Below are 18933 nucleotides of genomic sequence, written 5' to 3' on the forward strand. Positions count from 1 at the left end.
TTTCGCGCATGGCACCACTACCTACCAAGCACCTCGTCGTCGCGGGCGGCGGCATGGTCGCGCACCGTCTAGTCGAAACACTGCGCGCCCGCGACGAGTCCAACACGTGGCGGATCACCGTGGTCTCCGAAGAGCACGCGCTGCCCTACGACCGGGTGGCGTTGACCAGCTTTTTCTCGGGAAGCACGGCCCACGACCTCGCGCTCGGTGACGTTGCACTGTGGGACGACCCGCACGTCGATCTGATCCGCGGCGGGGCCGTCACGACGATCGACCGGGGCGCCCGGACCGTGGAGGTTTCCGATGGGCGTTCGCTCGCGTACGACGAACTTGTCCTCGCGACCGGCTCCTACGCTTTCGTTCCGCCGGTGGACGGGCACGACTTGCCCGGTGTCTTCGTCTACCGCACGCTCGACGATGTTGCTTCCATGCGTGAGTGGGTCGAGGCCAAAGCTCGCGCGATTGGCGGCGAACGTCCAGTGCGCGGCGCCGTCGTGGGCGGCGGGCTTCTAGGACTCGAGGCGGCGGGAGCGTTGCAGGCGCTTGGTGCGCAGAGCACGGTCGTCGAGTTCGCGCCGCGGCTGATGGCCCTGCAGGTCGACGATGGCGGCGGTCAGGCACTCGATCGGCTCATTACCAGCCTGGGCATCGACGTACGCGCCGAGACCGCGACCGCACAGATTGCAGCCGGAGAGGACGGTTGCGCGGCGACCATGGAATTCGCCGACGGTGCCCGCCTCGACGTCGATGTCGTGGTCTTCGCGACCGGCGTACGCCCGCGTGACGAGCTCGGCCGTGACGCGGGTCTCGCGTTAGGCGAGCGCGGCGGGATTGTGGTGGACGACTCCTGCCGCACCGAAGATGAAAATATCTGGGCCATAGGGGAAGTGGCGTGCATCGATGGCCAGTGCCTCGGCCTGGTCGCACCCGGAAACGCGATGGCCGACGTTGTCGCCGACCGGCTGCTCGGCGCAGAGGCAGTGTTCCCCGGCGCCGACATGTCCACCAAGCTCAAGCTGCTGGGCGTGGATGTGGCGAGCTTCGGTGATGCCTTCGCCGCTACGCCGGGCGCATTGGAGATCGTGTACGCCGATCCGATCGCCGGTGTATATAAGAAGGTTGTCCTCTCCGACGATGCGCGGACGCTACTCGGCGGCGTACTCGTCGGAGACGCGAGCGCCTACGCGGCGTTGCGACCGATGGTCGGACGAGAGCTCCCGGGCGATCCCGCGGCGTACCTGCTCCCTGAGGGATCGGCGCCGGCCCCGGGTGCTGACCTGCCAGACGACGCGACCGTGTGCTCGTGCAACAACGTGACTGCAGGGACGATCCGGTGGGTCATTACCGACGGCGAATGCACCGACCTCGCCGGTGTTAAGGCGTGCACCAAGGCGGGGACCAGTTGTGGATCCTGTCTTCCGTTGGTCAAGAAGATCGTGACGACCGAGCTTGAGAAGTCTGGTATCGAGGTCTCCAAGGCGCTGTGCGAGCATTTCGACCTTTCCCGAGCGCAGTTGTTCGACGCGATCTTGGTGTCGGATCTGCACACCTTCAGCGAGACCATCGCCCGGTTCGGCCGCCGCGATGGCGATCGCGGCTGCGATATCTGCAAGCCGGTGATCGCCTCGATCCTGGCGTCGCTCGGCAACGGGCACATCCTGTCCGGCGAGCAGGCGACGTTGCAGGACACCAATGACCACGTGATGGCGAATATCCAGAAGGACGGCACTTACTCCGTCGTACCGCGGATTCCCGGTGGCGAGATCACGCCGGACGGTCTGCTTGTCATTGGTCAGGTCGCCAAGGATTTCGGTCTCTACACCAAAATTACTGGCGGGCAGCGCATCGACATGTTCGGCGCGCGCATCGAGCAATTGCCCATCATCTGGAAACGCCTCATCGACGCCGGTTTCGAGTCCGGTCACGCTTACGGGAAGTCGCTGCGCACGGTCAAGTCGTGCGTCGGGTCGACCTGGTGCCGGTACGGCGTACAGGACGCCGTCGGGATGGCGATCGAGCTCGAGCTGCGCTATCGCGGACTGCGCTCACCGCACAAGATCAAGCTCGGCGTGTCCGGCTGTGCGCGGGAGTGTGCCGAGGCCCGCGGCAAGGACGTCGGCGTGATCGCCACGGACAATGGCTGGAACGTGTACGTCGGAGGCAACGGCGGCTTCACGCCCAAGCATGCGCAGCTGCTCGCCGAAGATCTCGATTCACCGACTCTCATCCGGACGATCGACCGCTTTCTCATGTACTACATCCGCACCGCCGACCGACTTCAACGGACCGCGGCGTGGCTCGATGATGTGGAAGGCGGCCTTGATGAGGTCCGGGCGGTCGTGCTGGAGGACTCGTTGGGCATCTGCGCCGATCTCGACCGCGCGATGGACGCGCACGTCGAGGACTATGAAGACGAATGGAAGGCGGCGCTGGACGACCCAGAAACCCTGCGGCGCTTCGGTTCTTTCATTAACGCGCCCGACGTGGCAGATCCGACGCTCGCCTACGTCGTCGAGCGTGGGCAGCCACGCCCCGCGACGTCGGTTGAACGTACGGCGACCGGAGATCGCGGCGTACTCATCGCTGGAACAACCCTGGAGGTACGCAGATGAACACGATGGTCCGGACGAAGCTAAGCCAATGGCGGCGGGTGTGCGACATCGAGGAACTGGCGGTCGAGCGCGGTCGTGCGGCACTGATTGGCCGCGAACAAGTCGCGCTGTTTCGGACCGCGTACGGCGATGTCTACGCGGTGCAACAGCTCGACCCGTTTAGCGGGGCCAACGTGATCTCCCGAGGCATCGTCGGCAGCCGAGGGCACGTCCCGACCATCGCATCGCCTATGTACAAGCAGGTTTTCGACCTTCGGACGGGCGACTGTCTGGATTCCGCCGGCTATGCGGCGGTGGACGGCGGGGACGGCTCGCTGAAGATCTGGGATGTCTTGATCATCGACGGCGATGTGCTGGTGACCCAGATGCCCGTCGAACCGGTGCCGCAGTTGCGCAGCTCGGCATGACCACGCTCGTCGGCCTGGAGCTTGCTGGCCGGGCCGTCCTTGTGGCCGGAGGCGGGCCGGTGGCCGCGCGCCGGATCGCCCAGTTCGTCGCGGACGGGGCCGACGTACTCGTGGTCGCGCCGGAGATATGCGAGGACCTGACTGCGCTGGTCACAGACGGCGCAGTGGCGTGGCGCCCCGATACGGTGCGCGACAGTGACCTTGACGGAGTCTGGCTGGTGCACACGGCTACAGGCGATCGTTGGGTCGATCGGCAGATCGCCGAGTGGGCCGAGAACCGACGCGTGTGGTGCGTGAACGCCGGCTCGGCTGCGCACGGCACCGCGCGCACTCCCGCCACTACGCGCAGCGGAGACGTGCTTGTCGGTGTGGTGACCGATGCGCGCGCCGACGGTGATGGCGGTGATCCGCGCCGGGTCGCAGCGATCCGGGATGACCTCGCCGATCATCTACGCTCTGGCGAAGTAGACCAACGGCGGCGTCGTACTGGCCCTGGGCGCGTCGTACTGGTGGGCGGTGGGCCGGGCGCGTCCGATCTGTTGACGGTTAAGGCCCGGCGATTGTTGGATCAGGCTGACGTCGTTGTTACAGATCGACTCGGCCCGATCTCAGCGCTTGACCGGCTGCCGGCGGATGTCGAGGTGATCAACGTCGGCAAGGCGCCGGGCGACCATCCGGTGCCACAGCACGAGATCAACCGCATCCTGGTCGAAAGGGCACAACGAGGACAGTTCGTCGTACGGCTCAAAGGCGGCGACCCGTTCGTGTTTGGTCGCGGTGCAGAGGAAGTCTTCGCGTGCCGTGAAGCGGGAATCGCCGTCGAGATGGTCCCCGGGGTCAGTAGCGCGCTCAGTGTTCCTGCTCTTGCCGGGATCCCGTTGACCCACCGCGGGCTGGTGGCCTCATTCCAAGTTGCCAATGGGCACGATCCACTCGGGCCCGGGGCGCTTCGCAATATCCGCGACCGGACCGCGACGCTGGTGGTGTTGATGGGCGTATCGATGCTTGCGCACATTGTCGAGCAGGCCATTGCCGCCGGTGCAGATCCCGAGCTTCCCGTGGCCATCGTCGAGAACGGTGCCAGCGACCGCGAACGTGTGACACGAGCGTCGCTTAGTCGGATCATCTGTCGCGCAAGGGAAGTCCGTGTGGTCGCGCCGGCAGTCATCGTCATTGGTGACGTCGCTGAGCTTGATCTGCGCGACTTCTCTGGAGCGGCGTGAGCGGGGCGCCCCGGTCCTCACTCGGCCAAGTAATGGCCGGATGCACCGTGCTGATCACGGCGGATCGGCGTTCGGCGGAGTTGGCGGCCGCACTGGCGCGCCGGGGAGCCGACATCCTGCACGCTCCGGCGCTGAGCATGATCCCCAACCACGACGACGAAGCACTTCTCGCTCGGACTCGCGAGATCATTGACGAACCGCCGGATGTCCTGGTCGTCACGACGGGTATCGGGTTTCGTGGCTGGATTGAGGCCGCGGACGCGCACGGCATTGTCGACGCGCTGCTCGCGGTGTTGGGTCGCGCCCGGATCGTCGCTCGGGGTCCGAAGGCGCTGGGAGCGATCCAGGCCGCGGGCCTGACGGTCGACTGGGTCGCGGAGTCGGAGACGTCGGCTGAGATCGCGGAACTCCTCTTGGCCGATGGGGTCGATGATCTGCGGATCGCGGTGCAGCACCACGGCGCCGGTGCGGATGGCCTCGACGATGTTTTCGCGGCATCCGGCGCGAAGGTCGTCAGCCTCGTCGTCTATCGCTGGGGTCCGCCGCCGGACGAGGACGCGTTACGGGAGTCCGTGCATGCCGCCGCGTGCGGCGAGGTCGACGCCGTCGTATTCACCTCCGCGCCCGGCGCCGAAGCGTGGCTGCGTGTGGTCGAATCGAGGCGCGTCGCGGACGCCGTCATCGCTCGGTGCGTCAGCGGCGACCTCGTGGCGGCAGCCGTCGGCCCGGTCACCGCGAGGCCGTTAATACGCCGAGGAATCACACCGCTGATACCCGAACGTGGCCGGCTCGGTGCGCTTGTGCGAGCGCTCGTGCGCCACTACGAGGGGACCGAAACCCAGGCTCTCGATACAGTCGCCGGCCGGTTGCAGGTCCGTTCGCGGGTCGCCGTACTCGACGGGGAAGTCCTGGCACTGTCGCCCAGCGGGCTGGAGGTGCTGCGGCTTCTCGCGACCGCGCGCGGCGACGTCGTACCTCGTGATCAGGTCCTCGAAGTGCTACCCGGAGACTCGCGGCACCCGCACGCCGCCGAGGTCGCCATCGCGCGATTGCGCGAGGCGAGCGGTGCACGGCAATTGGTGAAAACCGTCGTCAAGCGCGGCTACCGTTTGGAATTAGGAGCGCGTGAGAATGCCTAGCCTCATTGGATGTTCACACGGCACCGACAGCGTCGACGGGCGCGCTACCGTGCGCGCGCTACTTAACGACGTCGCGACCCTTCGCCCAGATCTCGATGTGCACGAGGCGTTTGTCGACGTACAGGAGCCGCGTCTCGATGCGGTGGTCGATGGCCTCGCCGGTCCACACGCGCGCAAACCGCACGAGGTTGTCGTCGTACCGCTGCTCCTGTCGGGCGGGTATCACGTCAATGTTGACGTGATGGAAGCCGTCGCCGCGGTGGGAGGCAATGCCGTGGCCGCAGGCGCTCTGGGGCCGGACCCTCGTCTAACGGCGGTCCTTGTCGATCGCCTCAACGCGGTCGGCGTACGGCCAGGAGATGCGGTCGTGCTCGCGGCCGCCGGTTCGTCGGACCCTCGCGCACAAGCCGACATTGAGCTCGTCGCTCAGGACCTGCGCGCGCATCACCAGGGACCGGTGACAATCGGCTTTGGGTCTATCGCTAAGCCCGCGCTTCCTGACGCGGTATCTGCTGCGCGCCAGGCGTTGTCAGGAAATGCCCGGGTCGTGGTTGCGGCGTACCTGCTGGCGCCCGGCTTCTTCTACGACAAGATCCGCGCCGCGGGCGCAGACCTGGTAACCGCCCCGCTCGCTCCAGACGCCCGGTTGACGGCGATCGTCCTGGATCGCTTTTCAGCTGCCGTTCGGGCGCGTGGTCACCGGCACCCTTCTAATCCAGTCATCGTGGGATAAATTCGTTTCCCGATTAGATAAGTATCTGCCCATCGCGAACGACGACGCGACCGGCGGCCATCACCAGCGACCGTTCGGGAGCCCGCATGAGCGCGTCCTGTGGATTCTCGGCGTCGACCAGAACGATGTCGGCTCTGGCCCCTTCGGCCAAACCATGTTGCGTGCGGCCAACGAAACTACGGCCCTCGGACGTCCCGATCTCGATCGCCTCCCGCAGCTCCTCGTCGTAGCGGAACCCCGATACCTGGGCCAGCAGCCGCGCGAGATCGAGCATGTCGCCCGTGCCGTACGGCGTCCAGAGATCGCGAATTCCATCTGTTCCCAGTCCCACGGGGACACCGGCATCTCGCAGGGCTCGGAGGGGGAGCGGGGCGGGACGGACCGGGGCCACCGTCGTCATCGAGACCCCAGCCTCGGCGAACTGCGCGATGATCTCCGCGCGTCTTGAGGCAGCGACCTCTCCAATCGCGAACCCGTGCGCGACGTTAACCCGGCCGGCGAGCCCTGTGCGGCGTGCCCGGTCGGCGATGAGCTCCATTTGAAACGCGCCGAGCTCGCCCGCGTCGTGCAGGTGAATGTCGATACCGACTCCGCGATTTTCGGCGATGCCGAACAGCGCATCGAGCTGACCGACCGGGTCGCGGTCAATCCCGGCCGGGTCAAGGCCGCCGATGTAGTCCGCGCCCTCGCGTGCGGCCAGGTCCAGCAACTCGACCACGCCTGGACGGCGTAGCACGCCATCCTGCGGGAACGCGACAATCTGAGCGTCAATGGCGCCGCCGAGCTGGGCGAGCCCCTCGCGGACCACCTCGATGCCGCGGACGCCGATACCGAGGTCGACGTCGACGTGAGTGCGGATAGCCGTTGTGCCTGTTCGGAGCGATTCGCGCAGCACAGCGAGCGTCACTTCGACGCCGGGGATGCCGAGGCGTTCGCGGTGCTCACGCTCGTGGGCGATACGTCCCTCGGTGGTGGCTTGACCTCCGTAACTGACCCACGGCTGTCCCCACCAACTCTTGTCCACATGGGCGTGGGCGTTGATGAACCCGGGCAAAGCCAGCAAGCCCGCCCCGTCGATGTCGATCGCGGACAATCCGTCATACGGGCGGATTCCGATTATGTGCCCGTCGCGGATGAGTATGTCGGCCGGTGCGCCGCCCCAGGGACGGACATTGCTTAGGACCCTCGTCGCCGCGGACCTGGCCGCACTGTCGGGCATTAGGCCGCGCCTTCGTCCACGTTCTTGCGTGGGATGTCCACGGTTCGCTGCGTGTAATCCATATCGCTCCTCTGCTCTCCCGATGAAGGTCGATGACGTCGGCCGTGCGGCCGTTCCCGGACAGGTGGGTGTTCGGTGTCGTTCAGACGTCTGGCGACGATTTAGGGTACGTCGCCGCTCAAAGAGTCGACACCGTTGGCCGACCTAGACGGCCGCGATGCTTTAGGGTGTCGGAGCCTGAGTTGGACACTGATCGATCTGCTCGCGCAGGATGTCACCATGGCCCGCGTGCCGGGCGAACTCTTGAATCATGGCGACCAAAGTCCAGCGCATGCTGACTGTTCCTTCTCGGGGATTGTCCTTGATGTCGTCGAGGGCGAAGCCGGAGGCGATCTCCCGCGAGCGCTGGCTTGCGCGCTCATACTCGGCGATCACGTCGGCCAGCGTCTCGTCGTCTGCGACGCTGAAGGTGCCTTCGTCTCGCTTTGAGTAGCCGTCGCATTCGGACTCGTCGAGTCCCGCCCAGAATCGTTGGAACCAGATCCTTTCCGCTGCTGCAGCGTGTTTGACCAAGGATATTGGAGTCGTCAGTGATGTCACTAGTCGTCTGCGGGCGTCGATTTCGGACAGGCCGCGCACGGTATTGATGAGCGCTGCACGGTTACGATCGAGCATGTCGTCAAGTATCGCTCGCTCATTGCCGGTAGCGATCGCTTTGGTATTCATGGGCATTCGTTCCATTCTTTTGCGGGTCAAACTTGAGTCGTCCGCCGGTTGGCGGATGACTTGGGTGCGTGGTGGGGTTTAAGCGAGGGCACATCCAGTGGCCGAAGATGTAGCCAAGAGTCGGAGTGTGCAAGTTGTCCGAACATGCTGTGCCGCAAGAAATGATCGATGGCGGCGACGCAGGAGCAACGATGGCGGTTTTGCCCTGTCCAAAAAACAAGGTGTCAGAGACGCCAGCCCGCACTATATCGCAATGAACGTCCGCGCATTCGTCACTGACTTGCGGTGGCTAGCTGAGACCGTTGTCAAGCGGGACTACCGTCTGGAATTAGGAGCGCGCGAGAATGCCTAGCCTCATTGGATGTTCACACGGCACCGACAACCTCGACGGGCGCGCTACCGTGCGCGCGCGGTCCCGGACAATGCCGTAGCCGCAGGAGCTCTCGGGCCGGACCCGCGGCTAACGGTGGCCTTGTCGATCGCCTCAACGCGGTCGGCGTACGGCCAGGCGACGCGGTCGTGCTCGTGGCCGCCGGTTCGTCGGACCCTCGCGCACTCGCCGACATGGAGACTGCGCAGCAGGCTGTGGTCTCGGAGTACGAGTTCGTTGGCCGGGACACTCAATGCTCGTTCCGTTGTAGTTGGGTTGCGGGCAGGTCCGAAGCCTCGTGACGCGGGAGAATCAGCCAAGGGATGAAGTGGTTGCCGGCGGGTCGCCGAACGCTGCCAAAGATGTGGGCTGCCATTCGCGCCAGGTGTATAGGCGCTCGGCGTACTCGGCCTCGATACCTGCCAAGGCACGACCGAAGACGACGCGTGGCGGCGGGTTCGGGGCATCGACTACCGCGAGAATTGCTTGCCGGGTCGCAGCTGGGTCGCCTCGCAGCCAGCTACTCCGGTCGATGCCGTCACGCACCCGGTTGTACGCGGGAAGTGCCGCGCTGCGACGTAGGCCGGTGCTTCCGAATCCTGTTGCATAGGGGCCGGGCTCGACGCAGGTCACATGGATGCCGAAGTCGGCGACTTCTAGTCGAAGCGATTGGGACAGGCCTTCCACCGCCCATTTGCTTGCGTGATAGGCGCCGAACTGTGGGAACGCGACGATCCCGCCTTCGCTGGTCACCTGGACGATGTGTCCACTGCCTTGCGCCCGCAGAATCGGCAGGACGGCTTGGGTGACCCAGAGCATGCCTAGGAAGTTCGTCTCGAGCGATGTGCGTATCTCATGCTCGCGAAGCTCCTCGACCATCCCGACCTGACCGAACCCGGCATTGTTGATCACCACGTCGAGACGACCGAAGTGCTGATGAGCCTCACCCACGGCGTGGGTTACCTGTGTTCGGTTGGTGACGTCGAGCTGTAGAGGCAGGACTGCGTCGCCGTAGCGGACGACCAGGTCGTCGAGCCGGTCGACTGAACGCGCGGTGGCGGCCACCTGGTCGCCGCGCTCGAGTGCAGCCTCCGTCCATTCGCGTCCGAACCCGTTCGAGGCGCCGGTGATGAACCACGTCTTGTGATTTGTCTCGGTCATCTGTCTCCCAATCGGTTGAGGGTTTCCTCAACCATGCGCCACTTCTGCTCTGTTCTGTAGCGACGATTTGGCACTCATGCCCTGCGCAAAACGCATGGCACAATTGGCTAATGATCGACGATGTGACACTGTTCGGCCTGAAGGTGCTGCGGCAGGTGGCAGCCACCGGGTCGTTCGCCGCCGCCGCGAGCGAGTTGGGTTATACGCAGTCCGCAGTGTCTCGGCAGATGGCCGCTCTTGAAGCGGCCGTCGGGGAGCAGTTGTTCGAACGCGAGCGGCGTGGCGTAAGACTAACGCCGGCCGCCGAGATCGTCCTTTCCGGCGCGACGCGCGCCCTCGCCGAGCTGGAGACGACAGGCCAGCAACTCGCTGGCCTTCGCGACCGCGCAGCCGGCCGTTGGTGATCGGGGCCTTCCCGACGGCCTGTGCCGTGCTCGTTCCGCGTACGGTGGCTGCGCTGCTCAACGCCCATCCGGCCCTGCAGGTCGTCATCGACGAGGCGGCCACCCCTGTCTTGCTGCGCCGACTACGAGCCCGGCGTCTCGACGTAGCGCTCGTAGCGTTGGGGACCGCGCCGGCCGAAAGCGATGTCACCAGCTTTCGTGCGCACGCCCTACCCGTCGTGGGACTGCGGATCGCAGTCCCTGCTGATCACCGCTTGGCGCGCCGCCGCACCGTCCAGCCGCGCGAACTCGCCGACGAAGCCTGGATCGCAGGCGTGGGAAGCCCTGGCGAACCGCAATTCGGCGCCTGGCCCACCGTTGGTGAACCCCGCATTGCTTACACCGTGCGACATTGGACCACCCGGCTCGGCCTCGTGGCCGCGGGCCTCGGTATCACCGTGCTGCCCGGGACGATGGCCAGCACGGTTCCCGCCGATGTCCGCGTGTTGACGGTGCACGATCGTTCCTACGCCGGGGGCAACAGCACAATATTGACCCGCAGCGACCCGGGACGCGCGACGGACTTGGCCGTCAACGCCCTACTCGAGCAGGCCAGTGCACTACGAGCTCAAGCGAACGACTAAAGAACGTGTTCGTATGGCGCTGCGAGTTGTGAGGAGCCTGGCACTCGTACCCGCGTACCGATTGTCCAGCCACGGAAGCCTCGGATCGCTGCAGCATCCGATAGGTTCCCGATATGGCGCTCAAGCCGGATGCCGCGGATGCCGCTGTGTGTTGATCTGGTCGAGGCCGACGATGTAGCAAGCCAGCGCGAGCGCGAAGCATCCCGCCATGATCATCGACGAGTAGTCCTTGTTGAAGCTGAGGAAGCTCGCCCCGTTGAATGCCGCGCCGATGATAGCGAGCAGTCCGACGAGCGCGGCAGCGATAGGGCCACGCTGGCCGTAGCGCACCGCCGCAATGAGCCCGGCGATGCTGGCGAGCACCATCGCCAGGCCGAGAGCGACGTGCGCGGCCAGCCACACTCCACCGTCCGGCACTGCCCAGCCGATGCTGTCGGCGATCCCCGACAGGTAGCCGGCAGGGTGCGCTCCGGGATGCTTGGAAGGGATAGGGACGAACAAGTTCACTATCATGCCCAGCACGAATTGGATCAGCAAAAGCAAACACAGCGTCAGGTCCAGGCGCCGCAGCACGACGTGCGCGTCGCCGATAGCGCGTCGGCCGGAGGTTGCCTGTCTTGCACTCACGCCCCTCAGTATCGTCCGACGTTTGCGCGATCACCATCGGAAGTCGCCCTGATCCCGCCACCGGTCTGGCTCGTCGCCGCAAGCGGATCGCGGTGTGGGTTGCTCGCGGTCCCGTCCGGGTCAGCCCGGCGTACTACTCGAACAGGCCGCCACGGCGGACAGTCCAATAAACGTCAAGCCAGTGCCGACCACGGCACGGCGGGTGAGAGGTGCTGCTTCGGTCATGGCGGTAGTCCTTCCGTCATAGACGTCGGTCAGATCTCTACACCGACCCGGACCGAGAACGTTCAACTACCGGCGTAGCGGAATTGATCGAATCGGCCAGATTCTTGCGGGAACTGGGCGTTCACCCTACGTTCAATCAGAAGCCAGAGTTCAACGAGAAGCCGCGAGCAACTAGGGAGCCGACATTTCATGCTGACCAAGGCCGACGACTACCCGATCCACCAGACCCCGGATCCCGTCGCTTTCGCGGGCACGGATCGCAACTTCTACGATCGCTACTTCTTCAACGGATATACGCGCACTGGTGATGTCTTCTTCAGCGCCGCACTTGGGGTGTACCCGCAGTTGAACATCACGGACGCGTCGTTCTGCCTGGTGCACAAGGGTGTGCAGCACAACGTGCACGCCTCGCGGCATCTGGGTATGGAGCGGCTGGACACCGAGGTCGGGCCGATCAAGGTCACGGTCCTGGAACCGCTGCGGTCACTGCGGGTTACGGTCGACAGCAACGATCAGGGCATCACCGCCGACCTGACCTTCCACGCGCGCGCCGTACCGGTGCAGGAACCACGGTTCACTCGCCGCAACGGACCCCGCGTATTCATGGACGTCACGCGCATGACGCAGAACGGCACGTGGGAAGGCTGGATCGAGATCGCCGGCGAGCGGATCGACGTATCCCGCGACCAGTACGTCGGCACCCGCGACCGATCATGGGGTGTGCGCCCAGTCGGCGCACCCGACGCGCAACCTCTCGCGCCCGCGATGCCGCCCCAGTTCTACTGGCTCTGGGCACCGCTGAACTTCGACGACCGGATCACGCTCTTTCATCAGAACGACGACGCGGCGGGCGATTCGTGGAATATCAGTGGGGTCATGTGTGGCCTGGACGGTGCCGAGCCGGAGAAGATGGAGAAGAGCCGCGCAGAGATCACCTACCTGCCCGGCTCGCGGTATGCGAAGTCCGCGACGATCTTCTTCGACCACAAGAGCGGCGGTCAGACGCGGATCGACCTGACGCCGAAGTGGAATTTCTACATGCTCGGCCTGGGTTATGGCCATCCGGATTGGACGCACGGTGGGCATAAAGGGCCGCTCGTTGTCGGCGGTGAAAGCTTCAAGCTGTCCGACATCACCAGCTACCACCCACCGCATCTGCATATTCAGGCGTTCGTGACCGCGACGCTGACCTCGCCGGACGGTACGACGCGCGACGGCTGCGGCGTACTCGAGCAGCTCATCATCGGGCCGCACGCGCCGTCTGGCTTCAAAGACGTCCTCGATCCGTACGAAGGCTGAGGGGCTGGCCGTGGAAGATCTCGCTGGGCGGCTCGCCGCCTACCTGCAACATCGGATGCCTGCGGTCTCGAACGTCGATATCCGCGACCTACGCCGCATGCACGGTGGCGCGAGTCGCGAGACGTACTGCCTGACGGCGACGTGGGACGACGGCGGAAGCACGGTGTCGCGGCCGCTGGTGTTGCGCCGCGATCCAGTGGCGAGTCTCATCGAGACCGAGCGCGATCTCGAATACAGCGCCTACCGCGCGTTTCATCCCACTGGGCTGCCGGTGCCCGAGCCGGTCTTCCTCGAGACGGACTCGAAGTGGCTCGACCGGCCGTTTTTCGTGATGGAACAGATCGAGGGCTGCCTGCCCGGGTCCTTCCTCGCACCTGAGCCGTACGGCGAGAAGGCCGCCGTCGTCGGAGAGCAGTTCTGGACCCACCTTGGCCATATCGCCAAGGCCGATCCCGACGAGATCGGCTTCGCGATGGCTCGGCTGGAGCCGAGTGAGTGCTGGAAGCGTGAGCTGGCGAAGTGGGAGAAGGTCATCGACGAAGATGAGCTTGCGCCGCAACCAATCGCGCGGGCCGCCATCCGGTGGCTAAGGAGTTATCCTCCATCGCCGGCGGAGAAGATCTCCGTCGTGCATGGGGACTACCGCACCGGCAACTTCCTGTGCAACGACGACGGTGAGATCAAGGCGATTCTCGACTGGGAGATGTGCCATCTCGGTGACCCGTTGGAGGATGTCGCGTGGGCGTCCGATCCTTTATGGGCCAACGAGAATCCAGAGCGGCCCGGCGGCATGATCGCTCGTGATGAGGGGGTTCGCCTGTGGGAGAAGGCAAGCGGGCTTACCGCTGACCCGTCGCGGCTGCGGTGGTGGGAGATCTTCAACTCGCTCAAGGCGCTCGCCATCTGGATCTCGGCCGGCAAGGAGTACCAGATCGGCGCGAGCGGTGACCCGCTGCTGGTGTTCTCGAGCTGGTACCCGATGAGCGTGCACAACCGGCACCTCGCGAAGCGGATTGCGACGTTACGTAAGGAGGCACGCGCATGAAACCCGACGTACCTGTTGTGATGGGCGGCTTCCTCGCCGCCTTGGCCACGGAGATCGCGCCGAACCTCGGCGGCGAGTACTCGGCTGGAAACGCTTCGACTATGGGACTAGCGCTGTTCTTCGCGGGGCAGGAATTCGAGCGTGCGGCGGAAATCCGGGTGCGTGAGAATACCGAGATGCGAGAGTTGTTTGCGGATGCCCAGGCCAGCGACGTCGTTGCTGATGAGGCACTGCGCGCCCGACTGCGCGAAGCGTCGAAGGGTACGGACGAGTCGCTGGCGATCAGCGCCTTGGACCAATCGAACGCGGAGCTCAAGACGCTACTGATCGATATGCAGGTCGCGCTCGAAGCATCGACCACGACTTCCGCGGCGCAACTCGAGGACAAGGTGTGGAACCACCTGGTGGGTTCAGCGGAACGCCGCAAGCTGGTGCTTCCGCCGACGGCCTAGCGACCGTCTGCTGCTAGGCCGTCCAGTCCGGCGAGCGGCCCAGCAAGGCGAGGATCTGGTCAAGTGGCGCGGCGTGCGAGGGCACCGATTGGGCCGGGGCGAACGCGGCACCGTCAGACTTGCGTTCGTCGCCGTTGGGTACGGCGGCGGCGATTTTCAGCGCTATATCTGCGATGTCGGGATCGAGCTCGACACTCTCGCCGATCGACTGGGCGACATCCCAGCTGTGTACGACGTAGTCGATGAGGTGGAAGCCGATCGCCTGCTTACCTGGAAACGTGATGTCCTCGCTGATCTCGGGCAGCGCGAACTGACGCTCAAGAACGTCCTCGAGGGAAAACGCGGTGACGACGTGCTCGGCCGCGGCGGCGTACTCCGCTACCGGATGGGTGCCCACCGAACGCAGTTCCCAGACGCCCCGTTCCGCGCCGTTGCCCGCGGCCGCCGCCGCAAAGCCGTAGTGCTGCGTGATCATGTGCTCGAGCAGGTCACGCAGCGTCCAGCCCGCGCACGGTGTTGGCCGGTCGAGATCGCTGGCGCTGACGTTGGAGACCGTGTTGGTGCTCAGTTGGATGACGCGTTCGTGGACTTCCCGGATGTCGCTCATGGAGTCTCCTTCACTAGTGCTCGGTGGTGCCGTTAGGACCAGCTGATGCGTGACCGCTCCCGCCACAGGTCGAGTACGTCGGCTTGCCCGCGGACTGTGATCTCGGCGCCCCGATTCCACAGGCCGAGCAGCAGTTGTGCCGCCGTACCGGCAAAAGTAGCGTCTGGGTAATTGGCCCGCATCGGCTCAGTGACGATCCGCTCGGCGATCGTAAGTGTCCACGCTCGAGCGGCGTCGTCTGGAGCGATGGAGAGCGTCACGGGATTCGCCCGGTCCCATTGCGCGTCATGCCGTGTGACAAATCCGGAGACAATCTCGTCGATCCCGTCGAGCGCGACTGCCGAGTCGAGCGCTACTTCAGCCGCCACAGGGACCCTACCCAGCCGCGCGGATAGGGCATCGACGCTGTGGATGGTTGTCTCGAAGGCCTGCCGGCGCGCCCAGAACCGTCGTGGGGGAGGGGCGTCGTTGAGGAACACCATCGCCTCGGCATCGTCCGGCGCCGACTCCAGCGTGGTTAGCAGATCGCGGACCCCCTCGGCGTACCACTCGAGGAGGCGGGGGCGCGGAATCTCCCGGAGATAGTCCGTGTGATCGTCTGGTTCGGCGCCCTGTTGGTGAAACTGCCACGCAGCCCATCGATGGACCATGCCTTGATGCGCCACCAGATCCGCCACCGTCCAGTCGGGGCAGGTGGGCACGGATGCATCGAGTCCGGCGGTCGCCGCATGGTCGGCGAGCAACGCGCCAGCAGATCGAATCACATCCAGATGCGCGGCGAGCTCAAGAGAAGTGGGCACGAGAATCAGCATGTCATGCAGGTCATTTGTGTGCCAAGCCGATTTTCGGGGGCCATAGCCGACAGTCCAATTGGACTGTAGATTGGCGTGAACCTGTCAGACCATGAATTGGGGACCTCATGATCACCGCCGAACTAATCCGGCGCGGCGCCGAACGGTACGCCGACCGCACCGCCCTTGTGTACGTCGATGGCGTCAACGCCGACCGTGCTCTGACCTACCGCGAGGTCAATGACGCGTCCAACCAGATCGCAAACGTGCTGATCGCGCGCGGCATCGCCAAGGGACAGCGTGTCGCTCTGCTAATCGGCAACGGGCCGTGGTCGGTGTCAGTCGACTTCGCCTGCGTCAAAGCGGGAGTGACCCGAGTGCCGCTCAACGGGCGGCTGTCGCTGGCCGAGCATCAGCACATGCTCGAGGAGACCGAGTCGACCGTGTTGATCCACGACGAGGCGTTGACCGGCCGCGCGGAGGAGCTTCTTTCGCACCTGCCGCAAATCACTGCTCTTGGGCTTGGCGCGCCGGCGGCGGGCGGCGGTGACGACCTGCTTGAGGTGATCGCCGACGTACCGGCCGACGACCCGCGCGTCCCGCTGGACCCGAGCGACCCGCTGATGTGGCTCTACACGTCCGGTACGACGGGCAAGCTCAAGGCCGTCGAGCACACGCAGGGCAGCTACGCGGGGATCGTCGCCAACATTCTCGCCAACCTCGTCTCACCTGGGCTGAGCTCGAGCATGCTGCATGCCGCGTCCCTCGTGCACGCCAGCGGCACCTTCGTGGTGCCGTACTGGCTCCGCGGCGGGCTGTCCGTCGTACTTCCCGGGTTCGATCCCAAGCTGTACGTCGCAACGATCGAGAAGTACAAGATCACCGAGGTCAACCTCGTCCCCACCATGATCGGGATGCTGTTTACCACCGGCGTACTGGATGGCGCGGACACGACCTCACTGGACACGATCGTCTACGGCGCGAGCCCGATGCCGCGGCCGGTCCTGCAGAACGCTATTGATCACTGGGGCCCGAAGCTCGTGCAGTACTACGGGCAGACCGAGGCGCCGCTATGCATGACCGTGCTCGACAAGGACGATCACGCCGATCCGGCGTTGTGGGCATCGTGCGGTCATCCGACAGTCGATGCCGAGATCGAGCTGACCGACGATGACGGCAACGTCGTACCGGATGGTGAGATAGGCGAGATCCGGGTCCGCGCGCCGTTTGGCATGTCTGGCTATACGAACGCCCCGGAGCTCAACGCCGAGATGCTGGCGCCGGGTGGCTGGATCCGCACCCGCGACATGGCTCGCCGCGACGGCCGTGGCTATCTTTACCTGGTTGACCGACGTAGCGACATGATCGTCACCGGCGGTTACAACGTGTATCCGCGTGAGGTCGAGGACGTGCTGTTGACGCACCCCGCCGTCGCCGAGGCCGCCGTCGTCGGCGCGCCGGATGAAAAGTGGGTCGAGGCGGTGACTGCATTCGTCACCCTCAAGCCAGGCTCCGAGGCGACCGAGGCGGAGCTTCAGCAGCTCGTGGCCGGCGAGCTCGCTCGCTACAAGATCCCGAAGTCGGTGACATTCGTCGATGACATCCCGAAGTCTGCGGTCGGCAAGATCTTGCGCCGTGCGTTACGCGATCCGCTGTGGGCCAACGAAGAAGGGCAGAAGTAATGAGTGACCTGGTTACCGTCTCGTACGACGGGCCCGTGACGATCATCAGCATCAATAGGCCGGAGGTACGTAACGCGGTCAGCCGGCCGACCGCCGAGGCTCTTGCCGACGCGTTCCGCGCGTTCGATGCCGATGAGGACGCCGCCGTCGCGATCCTGACCGGCGTTGGCGACACGTTTTGCGCCGGAGCCGACCTTAAGGCCTTCAGCGAAGGCAATCCCAACCGTGTCGAACCAGACGGCGACGGCCCGATGGGAATTTCCCGCCTTCGGCTCTCGAAGCCAGTAATAGCGGCGATCCGCGGTCATGCGGTCGCCGGCGGACTGGAGCTCGCGGTCTGGGCAGATCTGCGCGTGGTCGACGAAACGGCCGTGTTCGGCGTTTTCTGCCGGCGCTGGGGGGTCCCCCTGATCGACGGTGGCACTATTCGGCTACCGCGGTTGATAGGTCAGAGCCGCGCGATGGATTTGATCCTGACTGGCCGCCCGGTCGACGCGGACGAGGCGCTCGCGATCGGCCTGGCCAACCGCAAGGTGCCGGGCGGCGAGGCGCTCACCGCGGCGGTGACGTTGGCAAAGCAGTTGGCTGCCTTTCCTCAGGTATGCATGCGCAACGACCGGCTCTCGTCGCTGGAGCAGTGGGGGATGAGCGAGGAGGACGCGATCTCCGTCGAGTACGGGTACGGCGTGGGCTCGCGCAACGCCGGCTCTCAGGACGGCGCCAAGCGCTTCGCCGACGGCGAGGGGCGACACGGCACCTTCGCCTAACCCGCGATCCGTCACAAAATACCCGACGATCCGTCACAAAATACCCCGCGATCCGTCACAATGTCTCCGTGCATCCGCCACCGAGTCCCCGCCCATCCGTCCCACTCGAGATTCGCGTGCACGAGGGGATTTTCGAGACCGTGCTCATCGTGGACGGCGTCGTACGCGAGTTGCCGCCGCACATGGCAAGACTCCGGCGTTCGTTCTGGGAATGCTATCGAGTCCCGCTCGACCTCGACGCGGATGCCGAGGTACGCCGGACCGCCGCGCCGTACGCCGGATACCACCGCGCCCGCATCGTGGCCACGCCCGAGGACCCGACCCGGCTGCGCGTCGAGGTGCAGCCGTGCGATCCGCCCGTGCCGCTTGAGCAGCAGCCCGGTCTGATGCTCCAGGTACGCCGCGCGCACGCGCTCGCGCCGCATAAATTCGTCGATCGCGATGCGCTCAACCACGCCGAAATCGGACTCGGCTCAGACGAGGCGGTCGTGTTCGCCGACTACGACGGGCTCGTGCTCGAGGGCAGCCGCAGCAACATCTTCGTCGTACGCGATGGCCAGATCTGCACGCCACCGCTCGACGGGCGGATCCTGCCTGGCGTCAGCAGGCAGCTGATCCTCAACTATGCCGACGATATCGGCGTACCGGTGGCGATCGCGCCCATCTCCCTTGACGAACTAGCCGCCTCGGAGGGTGCGTTTCTGACCAACTCAATCCGCGGGGTGCAGTGGGTACGCCGCACCAGCGGGGCGGAATGGGTCGAGCCGCACCCGCTCACTCGGCTAATCGCGAGTCACGATGCCGGGTGACCGCGGCCGCCG

Annotated in this window: 19 protein-coding genes; 13 read left to right on the top strand and 6 right to left on the bottom strand. The window is 65.3% G+C overall.

Annotation, left to right across the window (positions count from 1 at the left end):
* The first annotated feature begins 8 nt into the window (after positions 1 to 8).
* From nirB to CLV47_RS02055, 5 genes are read left to right on the top strand one after another with little or no spacing between them, the layout of a single operon-like run.
* Positions 9 to 2612 carry a nitrite reductase large subunit NirB gene (gene nirB / locus CLV47_RS02035; RefSeq protein WP_106347315.1) on the top strand — a complete coding sequence of 868 codons (2604 nt, stop codon included), beginning with the start codon at positions 9 to 11 and terminating at the stop codon, positions 2610 to 2612.
* Positions 2609 to 3019 carry a nitrite reductase small subunit NirD gene (nirD, locus tag CLV47_RS02040; protein ID WP_106347316.1) on the top strand — a complete coding sequence of 137 codons (411 nt, stop codon included), beginning with the start codon at positions 2609 to 2611 and terminating at the stop codon, positions 3017 to 3019. Before nirB ends, nirD begins: the two co-directional genes overlap by 4 nt.
* Positions 3016 to 4242: a uroporphyrinogen-III C-methyltransferase gene (gene cobA, locus CLV47_RS02045; protein WP_106347317.1), complete on the top strand. Its 1227-nt coding sequence runs from the start codon at positions 3016 to 3018 to the stop codon at positions 4240 to 4242. The genes nirD and cobA overlap by 4 nt, the downstream gene beginning before the upstream one ends.
* The gene (locus CLV47_RS02050; RefSeq protein ID WP_202862328.1) at positions 4239 to 5381 is read left to right on the top strand and encodes a uroporphyrinogen-III synthase; all 1143 of its coding nucleotides are present in this window, start codon (positions 4239 to 4241) and stop codon (positions 5379 to 5381) included. Before cobA ends, CLV47_RS02050 begins: the two co-directional genes overlap by 4 nt.
* The gene (locus tag CLV47_RS02055; RefSeq protein ID WP_106347319.1) at positions 5374 to 6114 is read left to right on the top strand and encodes a sirohydrochlorin chelatase; all 741 of its coding nucleotides are present in this window, start codon (positions 5374 to 5376) and stop codon (positions 6112 to 6114) included. The genes CLV47_RS02050 and CLV47_RS02055 overlap by 8 nt, the downstream gene beginning before the upstream one ends.
* Positions 6115 to 6127: 13 nt before the next feature.
* On the opposite strand, the gene CLV47_RS02060 is transcribed toward CLV47_RS02055, so the two are convergent.
* The 3 genes from CLV47_RS02060 to CLV47_RS02075 form a co-directional block, all read right to left on the bottom strand.
* Entirely contained in the window at positions 6128 to 7333 is a 1206-nt protein-coding gene (locus tag CLV47_RS02060) for an amidohydrolase (RefSeq protein ID WP_106347320.1), read from the bottom strand.
* 222 nt (positions 7334 to 7555) lie between these two features.
* Positions 7556 to 8059, bottom strand: coding sequence for a DinB family protein (locus CLV47_RS02065; protein WP_106347321.1), 504 nt, complete (start codon positions 8057 to 8059; stop codon positions 7556 to 7558).
* Positions 8060 to 8741: 682 nt separating this feature from the next.
* Positions 8742 to 9590 (bottom strand): SDR family NAD(P)-dependent oxidoreductase, encoded by an 849-nt coding sequence (locus CLV47_RS02075; protein WP_106347322.1) that lies wholly within the window; start codon positions 9588 to 9590, stop codon positions 8742 to 8744.
* Positions 9591 to 9700: 110 nt separating this feature from the next.
* Here CLV47_RS02075 and CLV47_RS22290 point away from each other — a divergent pair, with 110 nt between their 5' ends.
* Both CLV47_RS22290 and CLV47_RS02080 read left to right on the top strand, forming a co-directional pair.
* Entirely contained in the window at positions 9701 to 9994 is a 294-nt protein-coding gene (locus CLV47_RS22290; protein ID WP_170110920.1) for a LysR family transcriptional regulator, read from the top strand.
* 26 nt (positions 9995 to 10020) lie between these two features.
* Positions 10021 to 10617, top strand: coding sequence for a LysR substrate-binding domain-containing protein (locus CLV47_RS02080; protein WP_238145171.1), 597 nt, complete (start codon positions 10021 to 10023; stop codon positions 10615 to 10617).
* A gap of 120 nt (positions 10618 to 10737) precedes the next feature.
* Here CLV47_RS02080 and CLV47_RS02085 read toward each other — a convergent pair whose 3' ends face one another.
* The gene (locus tag CLV47_RS02085) at positions 10738 to 11244 is read right to left on the bottom strand and encodes a hypothetical protein (RefSeq protein WP_106347323.1); all 507 of its coding nucleotides are present in this window, start codon (positions 11242 to 11244) and stop codon (positions 10738 to 10740) included.
* A gap of 414 nt (positions 11245 to 11658) precedes the next feature.
* Between CLV47_RS02085 and CLV47_RS02090 the strand changes: the two genes are divergently transcribed.
* Genes CLV47_RS02090 through CLV47_RS02100 form a run of 3 tightly spaced genes read left to right on the top strand, consistent with a single transcriptional unit; the run spans position 11659 to position 14265 of the window.
* Complete coding sequence (locus CLV47_RS02090) at positions 11659 to 12768, top strand: Rv3169 family protein (protein WP_106347324.1); 1110 nt, start codon at positions 11659 to 11661, stop codon at positions 12766 to 12768.
* Positions 12769 to 12778: 10 nt separating this feature from the next.
* The gene (locus tag CLV47_RS02095) at positions 12779 to 13813 is read left to right on the top strand and encodes a phosphotransferase family protein (protein WP_106347325.1); all 1035 of its coding nucleotides are present in this window, start codon (positions 12779 to 12781) and stop codon (positions 13811 to 13813) included.
* Complete coding sequence (locus CLV47_RS02100; RefSeq protein WP_106347326.1) at positions 13810 to 14265, top strand: hypothetical protein; 456 nt, start codon at positions 13810 to 13812, stop codon at positions 14263 to 14265. Before CLV47_RS02095 ends, CLV47_RS02100 begins: the two co-directional genes overlap by 4 nt.
* Positions 14266 to 14278: 13 nt before the next feature.
* Here the strand turns inward: CLV47_RS02100 and CLV47_RS02105 are convergent, their stop codons facing one another.
* Together CLV47_RS02105 and CLV47_RS02110 are read right to left on the bottom strand one after the other, a co-directional pair.
* Positions 14279 to 14872: a TIGR03086 family metal-binding protein gene (locus tag CLV47_RS02105; protein WP_106347327.1), complete on the bottom strand. Its 594-nt coding sequence runs from the start codon at positions 14870 to 14872 to the stop codon at positions 14279 to 14281.
* Positions 14873 to 14904: 32 nt separating this feature from the next.
* Positions 14905 to 15672 carry a maleylpyruvate isomerase family mycothiol-dependent enzyme gene (locus tag CLV47_RS02110; protein WP_170110922.1) on the bottom strand — a complete coding sequence of 256 codons (768 nt, stop codon included), beginning with the start codon at positions 15670 to 15672 and terminating at the stop codon, positions 14905 to 14907.
* 119 nt (positions 15673 to 15791) lie between these two features.
* Here CLV47_RS02110 and CLV47_RS02115 point away from each other — a divergent pair, with 119 nt between their 5' ends.
* The 3 genes from CLV47_RS02115 (at position 15792) to CLV47_RS02125 (ending at position 18921) form a co-directional block, all read left to right on the top strand.
* On the top strand, positions 15792 to 17345 hold the full coding sequence (locus CLV47_RS02115; protein WP_106347329.1) for an AMP-binding protein: 1554 nt from the start codon (positions 15792 to 15794) through the stop codon (positions 17343 to 17345).
* Positions 17345 to 18112, top strand: a complete 768-nt coding sequence (locus CLV47_RS02120; protein WP_106347330.1) for a crotonase/enoyl-CoA hydratase family protein — start codon at positions 17345 to 17347, stop codon at positions 18110 to 18112. Before CLV47_RS02115 ends, CLV47_RS02120 begins: the two co-directional genes overlap by 1 nt.
* Positions 18113 to 18180: 68 nt before the next feature.
* A complete protein-coding gene (locus CLV47_RS02125; RefSeq protein ID WP_170110923.1) occupies positions 18181 to 18921 on the top strand; it encodes an aminotransferase class IV in 741 nt (246 codons plus the stop codon).
* Positions 18922 to 18933: the final 12 nt, after the last annotated feature.

It is taken from the genome of Antricoccus suffuscus, from assembly GCF_003003235.1.
Classification (GTDB): Bacteria; Actinomycetota; Actinomycetes; order Mycobacteriales; family Antricoccaceae; genus Antricoccus; species Antricoccus suffuscus.

Excerpts from the sequence above, each read along its gene's own strand:
- CLV47_RS02105 (WP_106347327.1), bottom strand. The coding sequence starts at position 14,872 with ATGAGCGACATCCGGGAAGTCCACGAACGCGTCATCCAACTGAGCACC.
- CLV47_RS02115 (WP_106347329.1), top strand. The coding sequence starts at position 15,792 with ATGATCACCGCCGAACTAATCCGGCGCGGCGCCGAACGGTACGCCGAC.
- CLV47_RS02055 (WP_106347319.1), top strand. The coding sequence starts at position 5,374 with ATGCCTAGCCTCATTGGATGTTCACACGGCACCGACAGCGTCGACGGG.
- nirD (WP_106347316.1), top strand. The coding sequence starts at position 2,609 with ATGAACACGATGGTCCGGACGAAGCTAAGCCAATGGCGGCGGGTGTGC.
- nirB (WP_106347315.1), top strand. The coding sequence starts at position 9 with ATGGCACCACTACCTACCAAGCACCTCGTCGTCGCGGGCGGCGGCATG.
- CLV47_RS02075 (WP_106347322.1), bottom strand. The coding sequence starts at position 9,590 with ATGACCGAGACAAATCACAAGACGTGGTTCATCACCGGCGCCTCGAAC.
- cobA (WP_106347317.1), top strand. The coding sequence starts at position 3,016 with ATGACCACGCTCGTCGGCCTGGAGCTTGCTGGCCGGGCCGTCCTTGTG.
- CLV47_RS02060 (WP_106347320.1), bottom strand. The coding sequence starts at position 7,333 with ATGCCCGACAGTGCGGCCAGGTCCGCGGCGACGAGGGTCCTAAGCAAT.
- CLV47_RS02090 (WP_106347324.1), top strand. The coding sequence starts at position 11,659 with ATGCTGACCAAGGCCGACGACTACCCGATCCACCAGACCCCGGATCCC.
- CLV47_RS22290 (WP_170110920.1), top strand. The coding sequence starts at position 9,701 with ATGATCGACGATGTGACACTGTTCGGCCTGAAGGTGCTGCGGCAGGTG.
- CLV47_RS02120 (WP_106347330.1), top strand. The coding sequence starts at position 17,345 with ATGAGTGACCTGGTTACCGTCTCGTACGACGGGCCCGTGACGATCATC.
- CLV47_RS02100 (WP_106347326.1), top strand. The coding sequence starts at position 13,810 with ATGAAACCCGACGTACCTGTTGTGATGGGCGGCTTCCTCGCCGCCTTG.
- CLV47_RS02065 (WP_106347321.1), bottom strand. The coding sequence starts at position 8,059 with ATGAATACCAAAGCGATCGCTACCGGCAATGAGCGAGCGATACTTGAC.